Below are 14,859 nucleotides of genomic sequence, written 5' to 3'. Positions count from 1 at the left end.
ACCTCGTCTATTCTCATACATGACTGTATTTATTGGAATATTTTTCAGTCAACCAGTAATCGGGGGGATTATGGGAGAACAAGCAAATATTGCAGGAATGTGTTTTAAGTGCAGGGCTGATGCTGCACTGACCATTACCTATGCAGATGAAGGAGCACGCACCGTTTGTGGATATACACCGGCAGAACTGGTAGATACCGGATTTTTATCACTGCCTGATCTTATTCATCCTGATGAGCGGGACAAAGCCAGGAGCACTATCCAGGCAGGACTGACCGGAAAGACAACTTTTCTTCTCTGGACACATCTTCAGGTCAAAGACAGATCTCCTGCAGAGGGAATTATCATCGGAAGCGGATCATTTGCCGGACCATTGTCACTTTCGGGAATTGAAGGGTATATTATCAGGGTGCTTGCTACTCCGGAATATACAAAAACCGGTGAAGCACTATCTCCGGAGATATGTCTTCAGCTGCTTTCGCATACTGAGGAACTCATTGCACTTTTAGATAATGACGGAGTTTTGTCCTATATTACCCCGTCTGTTACAAAAGTGCTTGGCATGAAACAGACCGCGATAACCGGACTTCCCTTTTCTCAGTTACTTCTGCCAACCGAACAAAAAAGATTTGAAGAGTTCCGGTCCCAGATTCTGACCGCAGGAACCAGCAGTGCCAGATTCGGATTTGTCCACCCGGACGGACAAAACAGTTATCTATTAGTCAGAATGTTTAAACCGGGGGGCATTTCCGGATCAATAGTAAGTATTTCACCGGGAGACGATCTGAACGGAGTATCAGAAGGAAAGGATCTCCTGTACCATGACCTGTTTACCCGGATGCCTGTACCTGCAATCATCACAACGGCTGAAGACATGCGTATCCAGGAGATAAATCATGCAGCAAGGGAATATACACAGGATTCTCCGGTTTCACTGACCGGATCTGATCTCCGGGATATTGGTGTAATTAGCACAGCAACCATTGAACAACTACGGGAAAGTCTTGGCATTGCTAACCAGGCGGAAGGGACTGATACCGATTCTGAGGGAAGACACATCCATGTCATGGCCAGGGAGATCCAGAGCGGAGATAAAAATCTTATTATCTGGACGTTTTCTTCCGGACAGGCCCAGGGACTTTCCGGAGAAACCGGAGAGAGAAGCGAACCATCCAGAGAGACCAGGCATTCTTATGTCAGTCATCTTCAGACCGTCCGGAATATTTTTGCCCAGAAACAACTCTCCACATCTGCAGATCCGGAACTTGCCATGCGCTATGGGAAGATATTCCTGGATTCAGTCATCCAGCTCTACGAGACAGGAGGAGGGAAAGGGGGCGGGATCAATATATCCAGGTATATCCGGCGGATAGTTGAACAGATAACCGAAGAATTCACAGAAGAACTCATAGACATTGATCTTACGGTCAGATGTCCGGACGATGAAATTATTTCAGAGAAACATGCATCAGCCCTTGGGATTATCACCGGAGAAGCTGTTTTTAATGCACTTTCCCATGCGTTTGAGCCAGGCCAGGCCGGAAGAATAGAGGTCTCACTGCTTCATGAAGAGGACTGGCACATATTCCAGGTTCAGGATACCGGAAAAGGCCTTCCTGATTCGGTTATCAAGTCAGGAAGTGGAGGCAGCGGTCTTACTATCATAGAAAACCTATCTATCGAACTATCCGGGACGATGACACTTGCAAATGACGGGGGAGCGGTTGTCAGGGTTATCTTCCCTGACTCATTATAGGCCGGGATAAAAAACCTAAACTATTATACGATACCGGATAGATTCAAGTACCATGGTTGCACTAACGCAGGTAATGAAGGAAGCATTTGAGGCTTTGAAGGTATTTCCTCTTGCAACCGCCTCAAAATCGGGGATTCCGAATGTTGCCCCCATGGGATCTGTTTTTCTGATAGACGATGAGACCATCTGGATTGGAGACAATTTCATGCAGAAATCACTCCAGAATGTTCTTGAAAATCCAAAAGCTGCATTATATCTCTATGGTCCGGGTGCAAAAGGCTGTTTCCAGATAAAGGCCGATGTAACGGTTAAAACCAGCGGGGATGAACATGCAAAACTGAAAGCTATGATCCAGGAGAAGAAACCAAACCTCTCGGTAAAGTCACTTCTCATCCTGAAAATAACCGATGTATTCGAATGCATGCCTGGAGCTGAAGCTGGCAAAAAATTACTCTGAAAACCCCTGATTTTTTTAACCCAAAAATAAACAGGTACGTTACCATATGCTGAAAATTGATAATCTGCATGTAGAAGTTGGGGGTAAGGAAATCCTCCATGGCATAACCATGCATATCAAACCCGGGGAAACCCATGTCCTGATGGGGCCGAACGGATCAGGAAAATCCACCCTGCTCATGACCATTATGGGTTTTGATGCATATCATGTTACCAGAGGAAGCATCAGCTTTAACGGATCTGATGTGACACACATGCCGGTCCATGAGCGTGCAAGACTCGGGATGGGTATCATGTTCCAGAGGCCGCCATCTATTCCCGGACTAAAACTTGGGAAGATGCTGGATGTGATAAACCCGGAGAAGAAACCGGAGTTTGTAACAGCTGCAGTAACCCGGATGAACATGGAGGAGTTTGTTGAACGGGATATTAACCTTGGTTTTTCCGGTGGTGAAATCAAGAGAAGTGAGATCCTTCAGATGATGGTGCAGGATCCAAGTTTTATCATGCTTGATGAACCGGAAAGCGGAGTAGACCTTGAGAATATTCATCTTATGGGCGAGTCTATCGCCAGGCTTCTCCAGAAAAACCAGCGGTTTATTGACCGGAAGAACAGCGGTCTGGTGATTACTCATACCGGGTATATTCTTGATTACCTTGATGTTGATAAGGGCCATGTGATGATCAACGGAGAGTTCAAGTGTCATGGGAATCCCCGCGAGATTCTCAAACTAATCAAAGAAAAAGGCTATAAAGAGTGCCTGAGCTGTGCAAAAATTTTATAATCCTTTTTTATGACATCCGGATCGGTTCGTTCTTTTGATTATACCATCGGTGCCCGGATGCTTCTTGGTATTGCAACTGGCGACAGTTATGGAGCACCATTTGAGAACAGGCCATACACTGAGATACAGGAGTTATTGCATACCAGGGGCTTTATCTCCGGGAGGTACACCGATGATACCCAGCAGGCACTGGCCCTTGCAGAACTCATGGCGTCAGGGGAATCATTCACTCGAGAGAGAATAGCACAATCATTTCTGACTGCATATCATCGTGACCCACGGTCAGGGTATTCAAAGGTTACGAAAAAAATGCTCTCTAGCCCGGACCCGGATTCATTTCTCTCAGGGATATCCCAGGAAGATCGTCTGGAGAGAAAGACAGATGGTGCTGCAATGCGGGCACTACCCATTGGTTTTTTTCCGGACAGAAACGAAGTCATCCGAAACTCAATACTGAGTGCAGCAGTAACTCATGGTCATCCGGATGCAATCGCCGCAACTGTCGCGGTTGCACTCATCGCTCATGAAAAAATTTACCACAATACCTCATGGGATATCGTATGGAACCGGATACGGGATGCGGTAGGTGAGATAAACCCGGAGATTATTTCATACTGTGACAGATGTGCCCGGCTCACGGTGCCTGACCGGACAATAATCCTTGAAGAACATGCCGGGTATGGAGTTCCTTTTACTGAATCACGAATCTTTCTTGGATCAATACTTGCACTCCTTCTCTGTTTCGGAGATGAGCCTTACAGGCTTCTTACCGAATCAGTTCTCCTTGGAGGAGATACTGATACCGTGGCAGCCGTGGCTCTTGGTGCATCACTAATTATTGGGGAAGATAACAGGGTATGGAACCTGATATCCGGACTTGAAGAGGGCCCATATGGAAAAGAATTTCTGATAAAGACAGGAGATAGGTTATCTGCCCATTTTCCGGCCAGGGGTGGATTAAAATAAGTATATCCCTATAAGCACCAACAGACAGATGACGATGGCTCCCCCGATGATAAGTTCCTTCTTTCTCCGGACAGTGATTCCGGGGACAGCAGCCTTTTTCTGATATCGGGTAGTTTTCTTCCCCGGAGCACCTGCTTTTTTCCATTCGGCGATATTTTTACAGTTATGATTGAACGGTAGACGATGCTTCGGGCAAAACACTCCCCCGCAGTAATTACAGGTAAAAGCAGATCCTCCGGATATCTCCTCGCCGCAAATTTCACAGTTCATATGTTATTACTATCTGAGGGTTTTTATCTCATCATATTATATTTTACTCATGAATGGGGATCGGTTCATTCGTTTCATGGTGGATAGATGTAGAATAATTAAAAACTGCCATAGAAAGTCCAGGCATTCTACTTTTTTTCCGGATAATTTCTAATTTTTTAACGGTTTCATGATCTAGGTATTCATGACCACAGATTTCACAAATCTTTACAGGAACACCAGTAATTACCGTTACTACCCCATCTTTTTCGTACGATCTTGTGATATAATCATCTTTGAGGTCACCATTTTTACAATACATGCAATTCACAATTATCTCTTCTCCCTCTAACAAAACCATTTCTACTTCAGATGCGGTGATATCCAGCAAATCCATCTTTTCATCTGCATGAATTGAATAATTTATCATGAATCTATGTACTTTGTGATGTCATTATTCACCGGTCGCATACATACCGGTTTCTCACCGGTAATGGTGTCTGATTCCGGCATCTGTTTGTGCTTTGAAAAATTCAATACTGCCTTCTCATGGTCTGTCGCATAACAATATACACACCCATGCAGACAGGTGTCATACTGTCCGACATCCTTACTCCGGATACAATGACAGGCAGAACGCTGCCCATGATCCTTTTTTGTTTCCCGAAGATATTTCATAAGTTCCGAATCATCCTTTCCAATCCGGAAGAGCAGTTCATCATCAATGCATTTGTTATGAATTATAAGAGGAGAATAATCTGTTTCATCTGCACAGGATGCAAGGGTGAGATGCCATTCCCTGTTTAAGCGGATAATTCCGGAGATGAACTCCTCTTTTTCTTCAGGTGATAGTGCCCTGAAATGAAAGACTGATGCTGCTTTTTTCACCTTCGCGTATCTCATCTCAACAAAGCTGAACACCATCTTTTCAGTATAGGGAGAGATCCGGGAACCGATATATTCAATTCTGCTTAATAGTTCAGGTATAGCAAGATTTGGTGTAACCAGAACCGGATCAAACCGCCAGATAACCCGTTCTTTTCCGATACGATCTGATAAATTTTTAAATGAAGTTATTCTATCCTCTAATGAAGGAACCCCTGGTTCAAATCCTTCTTTCTCATAATCATTCAGAGTATATTGAAAATAATATGATAATCCCAGTTCATCCAGGTAATCCAGAGAAGGAAAAATAGGAGCAGGGTTCTTAGTCCAGAAAACAATTGCACGGGTATTTTGCAATGAAACATAATATGGCAGGTTTGGATTAAAGCTGTTTATCCATCTGATATATCCGGTTTTAAGCCGAGATGTAAACCAGTCTGCATAGTACGCCGGAATATCTGTGGACCTGCTTGCAGAGATGATCACCGGACATACAGCCTGAACCAGAGTTCCTTCATCAGTAAACAGCGGATATTTTCGTTCAGGCATAAAGAAATGAAGTTATAAGAAGAAACAAGTCATCAGTTCTCTCATGCTCCCTCATATCGCATAGGGGTATATCCGCCCATCCGGGAAAACCCGAACCGGCGGTAAAAGTACTCGGTATTTGGATTTGCGATGATGCCAATCCACCCAATCCCTGCATCATGACAGAGGGCCATTAGTTTTTTCACCATGGCAGTGCCAATGCCTTTTTCCCGCCATTCAGGAAGGACCACGATATCCTGCAGATATGCATCTGAAACCCCGTCTGAGATGACCCTTCCCATTCCAATCCACCGGTTGTCGCTGTCTGTTGCCACAACAAATGCAAAACTTTTCTCCACAATTACAGAGAGAACAGAATCATCCCAGTAATCCTCCCACCACTCACCACAGCGAAGAAGAAGACGCATTTCCTCATGATGGCACTCGTGTACCTGCATAATCGAACATGACTCAGGCAGGCTCATCCCTCCGGGAAAAAAAGAGTAGAAATCCATTTGTCCGGGTTTTCTGATCTTGTAAGAACCCAAGGTTGATAGTGACCGGAACACGGTGATTATCTTTTGTTTTTACCTGCACTGTCTCTGGAGATGTAATTGCTTTACCGGAAGAGAGACATATCCACGAATCAAGTTTTGTCGCAATCATTGAACTGACCGGAGCAGAAAAGAGTATTCCTGCAGCCTTTGTTGCAGCGAGAATCATAAAATCACGGGAGACAAAAAGACAGGGAACATCATCAGGAATTTCTGAAAATCCGGTCTCGATGATTCCGGATGGACGAAGACGAAGCCGGAGGTCGTGCTTATACAGAGACAGTTCAATGGTTGAATATAATTCCCGGTCGTTGAATGGTTTAATAAGGTATCCGGAAGGTTGTATGGCAATTGCACGGTGAAGGGTTGTATCATCCGAATGAGCGGTCAGGAACACAACCGGAATATCATATAACTCACCGATTTGCTTTGCTGCTTCAATACCATCAATCTCTCCTTTCAGTCTGATATCCATCAGGATGAGGTCAGGAGAGAGTTCTCCGGCCCTGGCTATTGCCTCTTCTCCGCTGATCAGTTGTCCTGCAATCTGGTACCCTAATCGTTTCAGAGTCCCTGCAAGTTCCATTGAGATGACCATTTCATCTTCTACAACCAATATGCTACGTGCCTTCGTCATATTCCTCCGGATTCTTTTGTTAAGGGGTAAGCGGAAAGATTAGATTACATATCATGCCATTTTCTGATTCAAACGAAACAGTCCCCTGAATCTGATGAGTCAGATTTCTAATGAGTTCAATACCTAATGAATCCTGCAGATTTGGGGAGAAATCTACCGGCAGACCTATTCCATTGTCACGATACCGGAGGTGACAGGATGCGTTTGCCAGGCTTATCTCAATCTCTATCGTCCCTGAATGATTTTGTGGAAATGCATGCTTGATACTGTTTGTTATTAATTCATTAATCATGAGACCGACAGGAATGCCAATGCTGATATCCACCAGGACCGGTTCACCCTCAATAACATCATAGGTTATCTGTCCGGTATCCATTTCAAACTCATGAATTATCCTGCTGCCAATATCCCGGATATAACTCCCGAGAGGAACAGCGGTTAATTTATCTGTCTGGTAGAGTTTCTCATGGATAGCTGCCATTGAAAAGATTCGGTTCCTGCAGTCACGAATGATATCGTGAACCTCCGGGTTTTTACTCTCAAAACTGGACAGGCGAAGAAGACTTGCAATAATCTGCATATTATTCTTTACCCGGTGATGAATCTCCCGAAGAAGAGTCTCTTTTTCCTCAAGAGAACTCATCATATTCTGTTTCAGGAGTTCTTCACTTACCCGGACCTGTTCTTCAGCCTCTTTTCGCTGGGTAATATCCAGACAGTTCCCTATAATAAATGATGAACTGTTGTGCCTGAATACGGTGAGATAGAGTTCAAGAAAAATGCGGGAACCATCCCTGCTTTTGGCAGTAACTTCCAGATGTCCGGATTCTATACTCCCCGCACAGATCTCCTGCATTACTTTTAGAACCCTGGAACTGTCGTTCTCATCTAAAAGACCAGGAAGGCTTTTTGTCCGGATTATCTCTTCCCGAGGTATTCCAAATATCATCGAAAAACGAGGATTGATGTAGATGAACCGCTTACTTCGGATGAGAAATACTCCGACAAGAGATTTTTCCACCGGATTCTTAAAGTATTCCTCCATGTATGCCCGGTATCGTGCAGCCCCTGCCAGTTCAGCCATCATGGTCAGGGCATATCGTTCCGGTTCTGCCGGAATCTGTTTTATTCCTTCAAAAAGGAATGAAAGATATCCCCATCGTTCTGTTCCGACAAATACCGGAAAGAAAATTGCCGAGGTAACGGAAAGATACTCCATTGATCTTCTGACCGCCGGATCAGCATCATCAGACCGGCAATGCATCAACTGACCGGATTTCTCCTTTCCGGAAGAGAATGCTCTTACAAGTTCAGATAAAAGGGTGAGTAAAGGTTTTCCGGATAAGCCGTTTTCCTTCTCCTTTTCATCATCCCACCAGACAATAACTTCAGGAGGAACTCCTTGGAGTTCATTTTCCTGTAAAACGGGATTGCCGATGAAAGCTCCTTTGGCACCCGTAAGCGGACCGACTTCACGAAGTGTTTTTTCCATTTCAGAATAAAAATCACACCCCTTAAGAAGTTGGCCGGCAGTTTTGCTGATGACCTCGAGAATTTTATCTTTTTTTTGTATGGCCAGTTCTGCCTGTGCCTTTTCAACAAGGATTTTCAATTTGTGGGAGAGATCAAGGACCTGTATCTCGAGATCTTCTGCCTTATTCTGGTAAAAATCAGCACCAGCATTTAGTGCCTCTATTGCAGTCTCCTTGCTGTCATTACCTGTAAGCATGATAAAGGGCAGACGAGGATGAGTTGAACGAATATGCCGAAGAAGGGTAATTCCATCCATATCAGGCATATCAAAATCAGAAATGACGGCCTCAACAGGATTTTCTGCAATATACCGGAGGGCATCTTCTCCGTCCAGACATACATGTACGGTGAAAAGACCTGTCTCTTCCAGGTAAAATTGGAAAATATTACTGAGTTCCCTGTTGTCATCGACAAAGAGGACAGGTATTATTGTGACCACCCGAATAGAATGCTATGATTATTCCTGTTCGCTATAAATACCTAACCTTTTATCGTGACATCCGGTCAGAAACATTTTCAGGAATTATCAGCCCCTTTCCATCAGGTCATGGCTAATACTAAAACCTTAAAAAAGAGATTAAATCTTCAGATCAATGCCGTATTTTTCTGCATTTGCATCGGCAATCGCCTGGATCTTAGCAATCTCTGTAGTATTGAGAGACGGTTTAAAGAGATGGGCAAACCGTTTCTGGACCTTTAGATAATCTTCGACCGGTTTTCGTTTCACTTTTTTCACTTTCTCAAGTTTGCCATTGACAATCTCAAAGTTTACCCAGAGTCCGGTTTCAATGGCAAGTTTTCCAAGTTCAATGGTCTTTGATCCGTCAAAACCCCATCCGGTACAACACGGAGTATGGATCTGAATATAACATGGACCATCAATATTTACCGCACGCTCAACCTTTTTGATGATATCATTGGGGTAGGCAATCGAACAGGTTGCAACATAGGGTGCACCATGAGCTGCAAGGATCTGAGGCATGTCCTTTTTTGGCCGGCTGTTTCCAAGGCTATTCTTTCCGGCAGGTGAGGTGGTGGTGCTTGCATCAAACGGCGTTGCACCGGAACGCTGGATACCAGTGTTCATGTACGCCTCATTATCATAACAGATGTACGTGATATTGTGTCCACGTTCAAATGCTCCACTGATGCAAAGCACACCGATATCAAAGGTTGCTCCATCACCACAGATACAGATAACATGTTCATCCCGTCCCTGTCTTTTCAGGGATGCTTCAATACCAGAAGCGACTGCTGCACTGTTCTGGAAGAGTGAATGGACCCAGGGAACTTTCCAGGCAGTCTGGGGATAGGGAGTTGAGAATACCTCCATGCATCCGGTTGCGGCACAGATAATAGTCCGCTCGCCGGCCCCTTTAAGGATAAGGCGAGCTGCCAATGCAGGACCACACCCGCCACAGGCACGGTGACCACACTCTACCATTTCAAGGCTTTTGTCTGCCATTTCAGATCAACTCCTCCCGGATACCATAGAAGCAATCGCCTTTACCTTTTTCAATTTCCTCAGTTATTTTCTTGATATCACGGATGCGGATATCACGACCGCCAAGTCCGGCAACATAACTCAGGACCTGAACGGATGAATCATTAATTGCATCCTTGACTTCATATCCGACAGCACCTTTCATCCGGGAACCGATTGAGATATTCTTTTCAAATATTCCTACCTTCTTAATTCCGGAGAGGGCTTTTTTAATGTCTTCTGCAGGGAAAGGACGAAGGGCACGGATCTTTAATAGTCCGACTTTTTTACCTTCTGCCCGCATCTCGTCCACGGCATCCTTGATGGTACCACAAATAGAGCCAAGAGCCACTATGGCAACTTCTGCATCCTCAAGTTTGTAAGATTCGATAAGTTCGCTGTAGTCACGACCAAATATTTTTTTGAACTCTTTTCCGGCCTCTTTCAGAACTGCAAGAGAACGGTCCATTGCCCGGTCCATCTCATATCTGAACTCCATGTAATAATCCGGTGTGGCATACATGCCCATGCTCAGGGGATCGTCTGCATCCAGTTTGTTTAGCGGATTATAGGGTGGGAGATATGCCTGCACCTCCTTTTCTTCCGGAATATCCACCGGTTCATAGGTATGAGAGATGATAAATCCGTCAAAACAGACAAAGGCCGGAAGCAGAACCCGGTGATCCTCACAGGCACGGTACGCAAGGAGATGCAGATCAAAACTCTCCTGTACATCCTCGGCATAGAGTTGAATCCATCCTGCATCCCGAAGCGCAATGGAATCCTGCTGGTCATTCCAGATAGAAAGCGGAGCACTCACTGCCCGGTTTGCAATGGACATAACAATCGGCTGCCTCATTCCGGCTACATTAAAACAGACTTCAGCCATGAACAATAGTCCCTGGGAAGATGTTGCAGAATAGACACGGGAACCGGCACAGGATGCACCAAGAGCTGCAGAAAGTGCTGAAAATTCACTTTCCACGCAGATATATTCACTCTCGAGTTCACCATTTGCCACCATTTCAGCAAGGCGCTCTACAATATGTGTCTGTGGAGTAATAGGGTAAGCAGATATAACTTCCGGCTTTGCCAGTCGAACTGCCTCAGCGATTGCATGAGAGCCTTCAAGGATAGCTTTCATTATTTCTCCTCCGTTTCCATGGTGATGGCTTTTGCCGGGCATTCATAGGCACAGAGCCCGCATCCTTTACAAAAATCATAGTCAGGAATAAACTTCCCATCATCCGTCAGGACACATCCTTCAGGACAGATAAGCTGACACATCCCACAGGATGTACATTTTTCATGGTCAAAGATCGGTTTGAAAACCCGCCATGACCCGGTCTTATTATCCCTGGCCTGGCCGGGGGCAGATGCGCACCCGATTCGAAGTGCCATATTCAGACACCCCCTTTAACCATTTCATACGCGGCCCTTGATGCTGCGACATTTTTATCGGCAAGTGAACCGGAGAAACGCTCCCGGACGGCTTCTTCCAGTGCATCAAGACTGATTTCACCTGATGCTGCCGCAAATGCTCCCATCAGCGTTGTGTTTGTAATCGGAACACCCAATATCTCAAGCGCAAGCCTGGTTGCATCAATCGGTATGTATCTGACACCGTCCGGAATGTTGCCGCTTATTTCTCCACTGGTATTGATGATGATGATTCCACCCTTTTTCAGGCCGGAAAAAACATCAACATCTTTAATCAGGGAGCTGTCCTGCACAATCACATAATCCGGCTCATAGACCTGACTTCGAAGCCGTACTTTTTCATCTGAAAATCTGACAAATGCCTGAACCGGTGCACCCCTTCTTTCGACACCAAATGCCGGAAAAGCCTGCGAGAATACTCCGCTTTTAAAGGCAGCAACGGCAATCAGCTCAGCTGCAGTCACTGAGCCCTGACCACCTCTCCCATGGATCCGTAACTCTCTCAAGAAAATTCCCAGAATATTTTACACGATTAATCATATAAAATTACAGTCTGACAGGAATGCCGAGTATATTGTTAATATTTTTGGAAAATACATCCGTTGCAATCCTGGATAGGCCATTTGCAGCGGTCCATTCATCAAGGATCAGGACATCACACCCAAGAAGAGAGGATATTTCACCAGAAACCAGAGCTGCCCGGCTTCCGCACAATGCGATCGGAACATCTGGCGCTAAAATCCGAAGAGAGGCACATTCCATCGCTGCAAACATCGCCAGTGTAGACATTTGAATGGGTTCATCAAGATTGTCCCGCACTCCAGCCCTGAGAAACGCATCATTTGCAGTTATCACTCCTGCATCAATGGCACGGATGGCGTCAAGGTCAAGGGCACCATGCACCCAGCCAGGAGCAAAAACACAGGCGTCAAACCCGCCGATGATTACTCCATCACGAATAAGCAGAGATACGGTATTGGAACTGATATCTGAAACGATAAAGTCCGGACCAAGGCGTGCAGCGACTTCATAGGCAAGACCGATCTTTTCCGGGCTCGCCTGGTGTGAATATACCTTGAATCGTGGGTCGGTGGGTGAACCACGGTGCAGTCCGGGGATTGCAATTGCCGGAATGCGACTCTCCTTCACCACATCAAAAACCCGGGTGCCCCCTCCGGTATGTTCACCTGCACCCTCCTGGCTGATAAGACCACGGTTTTTCAGATTATGAATAGAAGTAATGTCTGAAAAATTGTCACCCATTGAATACGTAATGGCAAAACCCTCGATTTTTTCTCCCTGAGTCAATGAATCAAGGTCAGAGAGAGAGAACGAAACCGCTTCAGCCCGGGGGATTTTAAAAAGTCGTCCTCCTCCGGCAAAACGCATGGCAGTGGTTCCGTGATCTATACCAACAAACATTGCTATTATACATTTAGGTAGATGGAGAGGGATATGAATATGGATGCGCAGTATAGTGACCGGCGGGGCCGGGTTTATCGGGTCGCACCTGGTGGACCATCTGGTCAGTGCCGGTGACGACGTAATTGTCATTGACTCCCTTGTTTCTGGCGATATTAATTCTATCAGGGATCACCTTGATTCTAAAAAAGTGACCCTTGTAAGCGCAGATCTCCTGTCAGATAGCTGGCAGCACCACCTTGCCGGAGCAGGACGGGTCTACCATCTTGCAGCAGATCCGGATGTCAGGGAAAGTGCGGTATCGCCAGATAAACAACTGAATAATACCATCATTGCAACACACCGGGTTCTTGAAGCGATGCGAAAATATGGTGTGCCAGAGATCGTCTTCACCTCAACATCAACGGTATACGGGGAAGCAACGGCAATTCCCACCCCGGAATCCTACACCCCGATGGAACCGGTTTCGGTCTATGGTGCAGCAAAGCTTGCCTGTGAAGCGCTCATTTCTGCATATGCTCACAGTTTTTCTATGAAGGCCTGGATATTCCGGTTTGCAAATATCATCGGTGCCAGATCAGGTCATGGAGTAATTACCGATTTCATCAGAAAACTCCGTGAAAATCCAAATGAACTGGAGATACTCGGTGATGGGAAACAGACTAAGTCGTACCTTGAGATTACCGAATGTATCCGGGCAATATTGTATGCCGCCTCTCATTCAACAAATACCGTAAATACCTTTAATGTCGGTTCTGAAGACTGGATATCAGTCACCGAGATAGCAGACATTCTCACCAGCGAGATGGGACTAAACCCAAAGTACAGATATACCGGGGGAAGCAGGGGCTGGGTCGGCGATGTTCCAAAGATGCAGCTTGATGTTACCAAACTAAAAGAATCGGGATATATCCCACAGATCTCAAGCCGCGAGAGTGTCAGGGTTGCAGTACGGGCTGCCCTGGAGTCGTCATGAGACAGAAATATTGCATTATCCTCGGGGATGGAATGGCAGATGAACCAATCGCAGAACTCTCCGGAAAAACACCCCTGGAAGCTGCTCATACTCCGAATATGGATTATATCGCCAGGGAAGGTGCGATGGGGCTGTTAAAAACGGTTCCTGATGGCTTTACCCCAGGTAGTGACGTTGCAAATCTTTCTGTTCTCGGGTATGACCCGACTACCTGCTACACCGGGAGAGGAGCTCTTGAAGCTGCCAGCATGGGTATTTCACTTGGTCCGGAAGAGATTGCCTATCGGTGTAACCTTGTCACCGTCAGGAATGAAATACTGGAGGACTTTAATGCCGGGCATATCACCAGCGAAGAAGGAGCGGCATTACTCAAAAGCCTGAATGAAAAACTCTCCGGCATGGTCTTTCACCCCGGAATCAGTTACCGGAATCTTCTCACCATTGACGGGGGTAAAGGATGCACCTCCACACCCCCACACGATATTACCGGGGAACCTGTCGCATCATACCTGCCTGACGGCCCTGATGCCGGAATACTCCTTAAGGCCATGAAGATAAGTGAGGAGGTTTTTGCTCACCATCCGGTCAACCTTGCAAGGCTCGACCAGGGAAAAAATCCGGCTACAACCATCTGGCCCTGGTCCGGAGGAATGCGTCCTGCAATAAAGCCATTTATAGAATTAACCGGGCTCTCCGGAGGGATTATATCAGCGGTAGATCTCCTGAACGGTATCGGAATCTATGCAGGAATGGAGATTGTCAGGGTTCCGGGTGCTACCGGATTTATCGACACCGACTACCAGGCAAAGGCCAGATATGCCATTGAAGCATTGAAACACCTGGACTTTTTATTTGTTCATGTGGAAGCACCGGATGAGGCAGGTCACATGGGAGACCTGAAAGAGAAGATTCTTGCAATAGAGCGGGTGGACGAGATGATTGGCACCATCATAAAAGGGTTTTCCGGACGAATAACCGTGCTCCCGGACCATCCAACCCCAATCAGACTAAAGACCCATACGGCAGAACCGGTTCCCTTTGCGATTCTGGGAAAGGATAAGGATACCACATCCAGATTCTCAGAGCAGGAAGGAAAAACAGGAATGTATGGACTACTGCAGGGCCCGTCTCTTATTCCCCTCCTTATCTCATAGTCTTTTTTCGTAAATAGCGAAATGTTTTTGAGTTT

The 14,859-nt window shown here is 45.9% G+C and carries 17 protein-coding genes; 6 read left to right on the top strand and 11 right to left on the bottom strand.

Annotated elements, in window-relative coordinates:
- Nucleotides 1-19 precede the first annotated feature (19 nt).
- From DLD82_RS16620 to DLD82_RS16605, 4 genes are read left to right on the top strand one after another with little or no spacing between them, the layout of a single operon-like run.
- Nucleotides 20-1,756 (top strand): PAS domain-containing sensor histidine kinase, encoded by a 1,737-nt coding sequence (locus DLD82_RS16620; RefSeq protein ID WP_109942255.1) that lies wholly within the window; start codon nt 20-22, stop codon nt 1,754-1,756.
- A 52-nt stretch (nt 1,757-1,808) separates the two neighbouring features.
- Complete coding sequence (locus tag DLD82_RS16615) at nt 1,809-2,213, top strand: pyridoxamine 5'-phosphate oxidase family protein (RefSeq protein WP_109942254.1); 405 nt, start codon at nt 1,809-1,811, stop codon at nt 2,211-2,213.
- A 46-nt stretch (nt 2,214-2,259) separates the two neighbouring features.
- A complete protein-coding gene (locus tag DLD82_RS16610; protein ID WP_109942253.1) occupies nt 2,260-2,997 on the top strand; it encodes an ABC transporter ATP-binding protein in 738 nt (245 codons plus the stop codon).
- A gap of 9 nt (nt 2,998-3,006) precedes the next feature.
- Nucleotides 3,007-3,963 (top strand): ADP-ribosylglycohydrolase family protein, encoded by a 957-nt coding sequence (locus DLD82_RS16605; protein WP_109942252.1) that lies wholly within the window; start codon nt 3,007-3,009, stop codon nt 3,961-3,963.
- On the opposite strand, the gene DLD82_RS16600 is transcribed toward DLD82_RS16605, so the two are convergent.
- The 11 genes from DLD82_RS16600 to DLD82_RS16550 all read right to left on the bottom strand — a co-directional run bounded on the left by DLD82_RS16600 (nt 3,955) and on the right by DLD82_RS16550 (nt 12,694).
- Nucleotides 3,955-4,233 carry an AN1-type zinc finger domain-containing protein gene (locus DLD82_RS16600; protein WP_109942251.1) on the bottom strand — a complete coding sequence of 93 codons (279 nt, stop codon included), beginning with the start codon at nt 4,231-4,233 and terminating at the stop codon, nt 3,955-3,957. The genes DLD82_RS16605 and DLD82_RS16600 overlap by 9 nt on opposite strands.
- A gap of 43 nt (nt 4,234-4,276) precedes the next feature.
- On the bottom strand, nt 4,277-4,642 hold the full coding sequence (locus DLD82_RS16595) for a type II toxin-antitoxin system MqsA family antitoxin (RefSeq protein ID WP_109942250.1): 366 nt from the start codon (nt 4,640-4,642) through the stop codon (nt 4,277-4,279).
- Entirely contained in the window at nt 4,639-5,646 is a 1,008-nt protein-coding gene (locus DLD82_RS16590; protein ID WP_109942249.1) for a DUF1848 domain-containing protein, read from the bottom strand. The genes DLD82_RS16595 and DLD82_RS16590 overlap by 4 nt, the downstream gene beginning before the upstream one ends.
- 41 nt (nt 5,647-5,687) lie before the next feature.
- Nucleotides 5,688-6,110 (bottom strand): GNAT family N-acetyltransferase, encoded by a 423-nt coding sequence (locus tag DLD82_RS16585; RefSeq protein WP_245920485.1) that lies wholly within the window; start codon nt 6,108-6,110, stop codon nt 5,688-5,690.
- A complete protein-coding gene (locus DLD82_RS16580; protein WP_109942247.1) occupies nt 6,097-6,816 on the bottom strand; it encodes a response regulator in 720 nt (239 codons plus the stop codon). Before DLD82_RS16580 ends, DLD82_RS16585 begins: the two co-directional genes overlap by 14 nt.
- 19 nt (nt 6,817-6,835) lie before the next feature.
- A complete protein-coding gene (locus tag DLD82_RS16575; RefSeq protein WP_109942246.1) occupies nt 6,836-8,788 on the bottom strand; it encodes a histidine kinase dimerization/phosphoacceptor domain -containing protein in 1,953 nt (650 codons plus the stop codon).
- 138 nt (nt 8,789-8,926) lie between these two features.
- Nucleotides 8,927-9,814 (bottom strand): thiamine pyrophosphate-dependent enzyme, encoded by an 888-nt coding sequence (locus tag DLD82_RS16570; protein WP_109942245.1) that lies wholly within the window; start codon nt 9,812-9,814, stop codon nt 8,927-8,929.
- 1 nt (nt 9,815) lies between these two features.
- Entirely contained in the window at nt 9,816-10,976 is a 1,161-nt protein-coding gene (locus DLD82_RS16565) for a transketolase C-terminal domain-containing protein (RefSeq protein ID WP_109942244.1), read from the bottom strand.
- Nucleotides 10,976-11,233, bottom strand: a complete 258-nt coding sequence (locus tag DLD82_RS16560; RefSeq protein WP_109942243.1) for a 4Fe-4S binding protein — start codon at nt 11,231-11,233, stop codon at nt 10,976-10,978. The genes DLD82_RS16565 and DLD82_RS16560 overlap by 1 nt, the downstream gene beginning before the upstream one ends.
- 2 nt (nt 11,234-11,235) lie before the next feature.
- Entirely contained in the window at nt 11,236-11,778 is a 543-nt protein-coding gene (locus DLD82_RS16555; RefSeq protein WP_109942242.1) for a pyruvate ferredoxin oxidoreductase subunit gamma, read from the bottom strand.
- A 40-nt stretch (nt 11,779-11,818) separates the two neighbouring features.
- The gene (locus DLD82_RS16550) at nt 11,819-12,694 is read right to left on the bottom strand and encodes a methanogenesis marker 12 protein (RefSeq protein ID WP_109942241.1); all 876 of its coding nucleotides are present in this window, start codon (nt 12,692-12,694) and stop codon (nt 11,819-11,821) included.
- 43 nt (nt 12,695-12,737) lie between these two features.
- Between DLD82_RS16550 and DLD82_RS16545 the strand changes: the two genes are divergently transcribed.
- Together DLD82_RS16545 and DLD82_RS16540 are read left to right on the top strand one after the other, a co-directional pair.
- On the top strand, nt 12,738-13,670 hold the full coding sequence (locus DLD82_RS16545; protein ID WP_109942240.1) for an NAD-dependent epimerase/dehydratase family protein: 933 nt from the start codon (nt 12,738-12,740) through the stop codon (nt 13,668-13,670).
- Nucleotides 13,667-14,824, top strand: coding sequence for a cofactor-independent phosphoglycerate mutase (locus DLD82_RS16540; protein WP_109942239.1), 1,158 nt, complete (start codon nt 13,667-13,669; stop codon nt 14,822-14,824). Before DLD82_RS16545 ends, DLD82_RS16540 begins: the two co-directional genes overlap by 4 nt.
- Nucleotides 14,825-14,859: the final 35 nt, after the last annotated feature.

This window comes from Methanospirillum stamsii (assembly GCF_003173335.1).
Taxonomy (GTDB): Archaea; Halobacteriota; Methanomicrobia; order Methanomicrobiales; family Methanospirillaceae; genus Methanospirillum; species Methanospirillum stamsii.
This window is presented reverse-complemented; position numbering and strand designations above follow the sequence as displayed.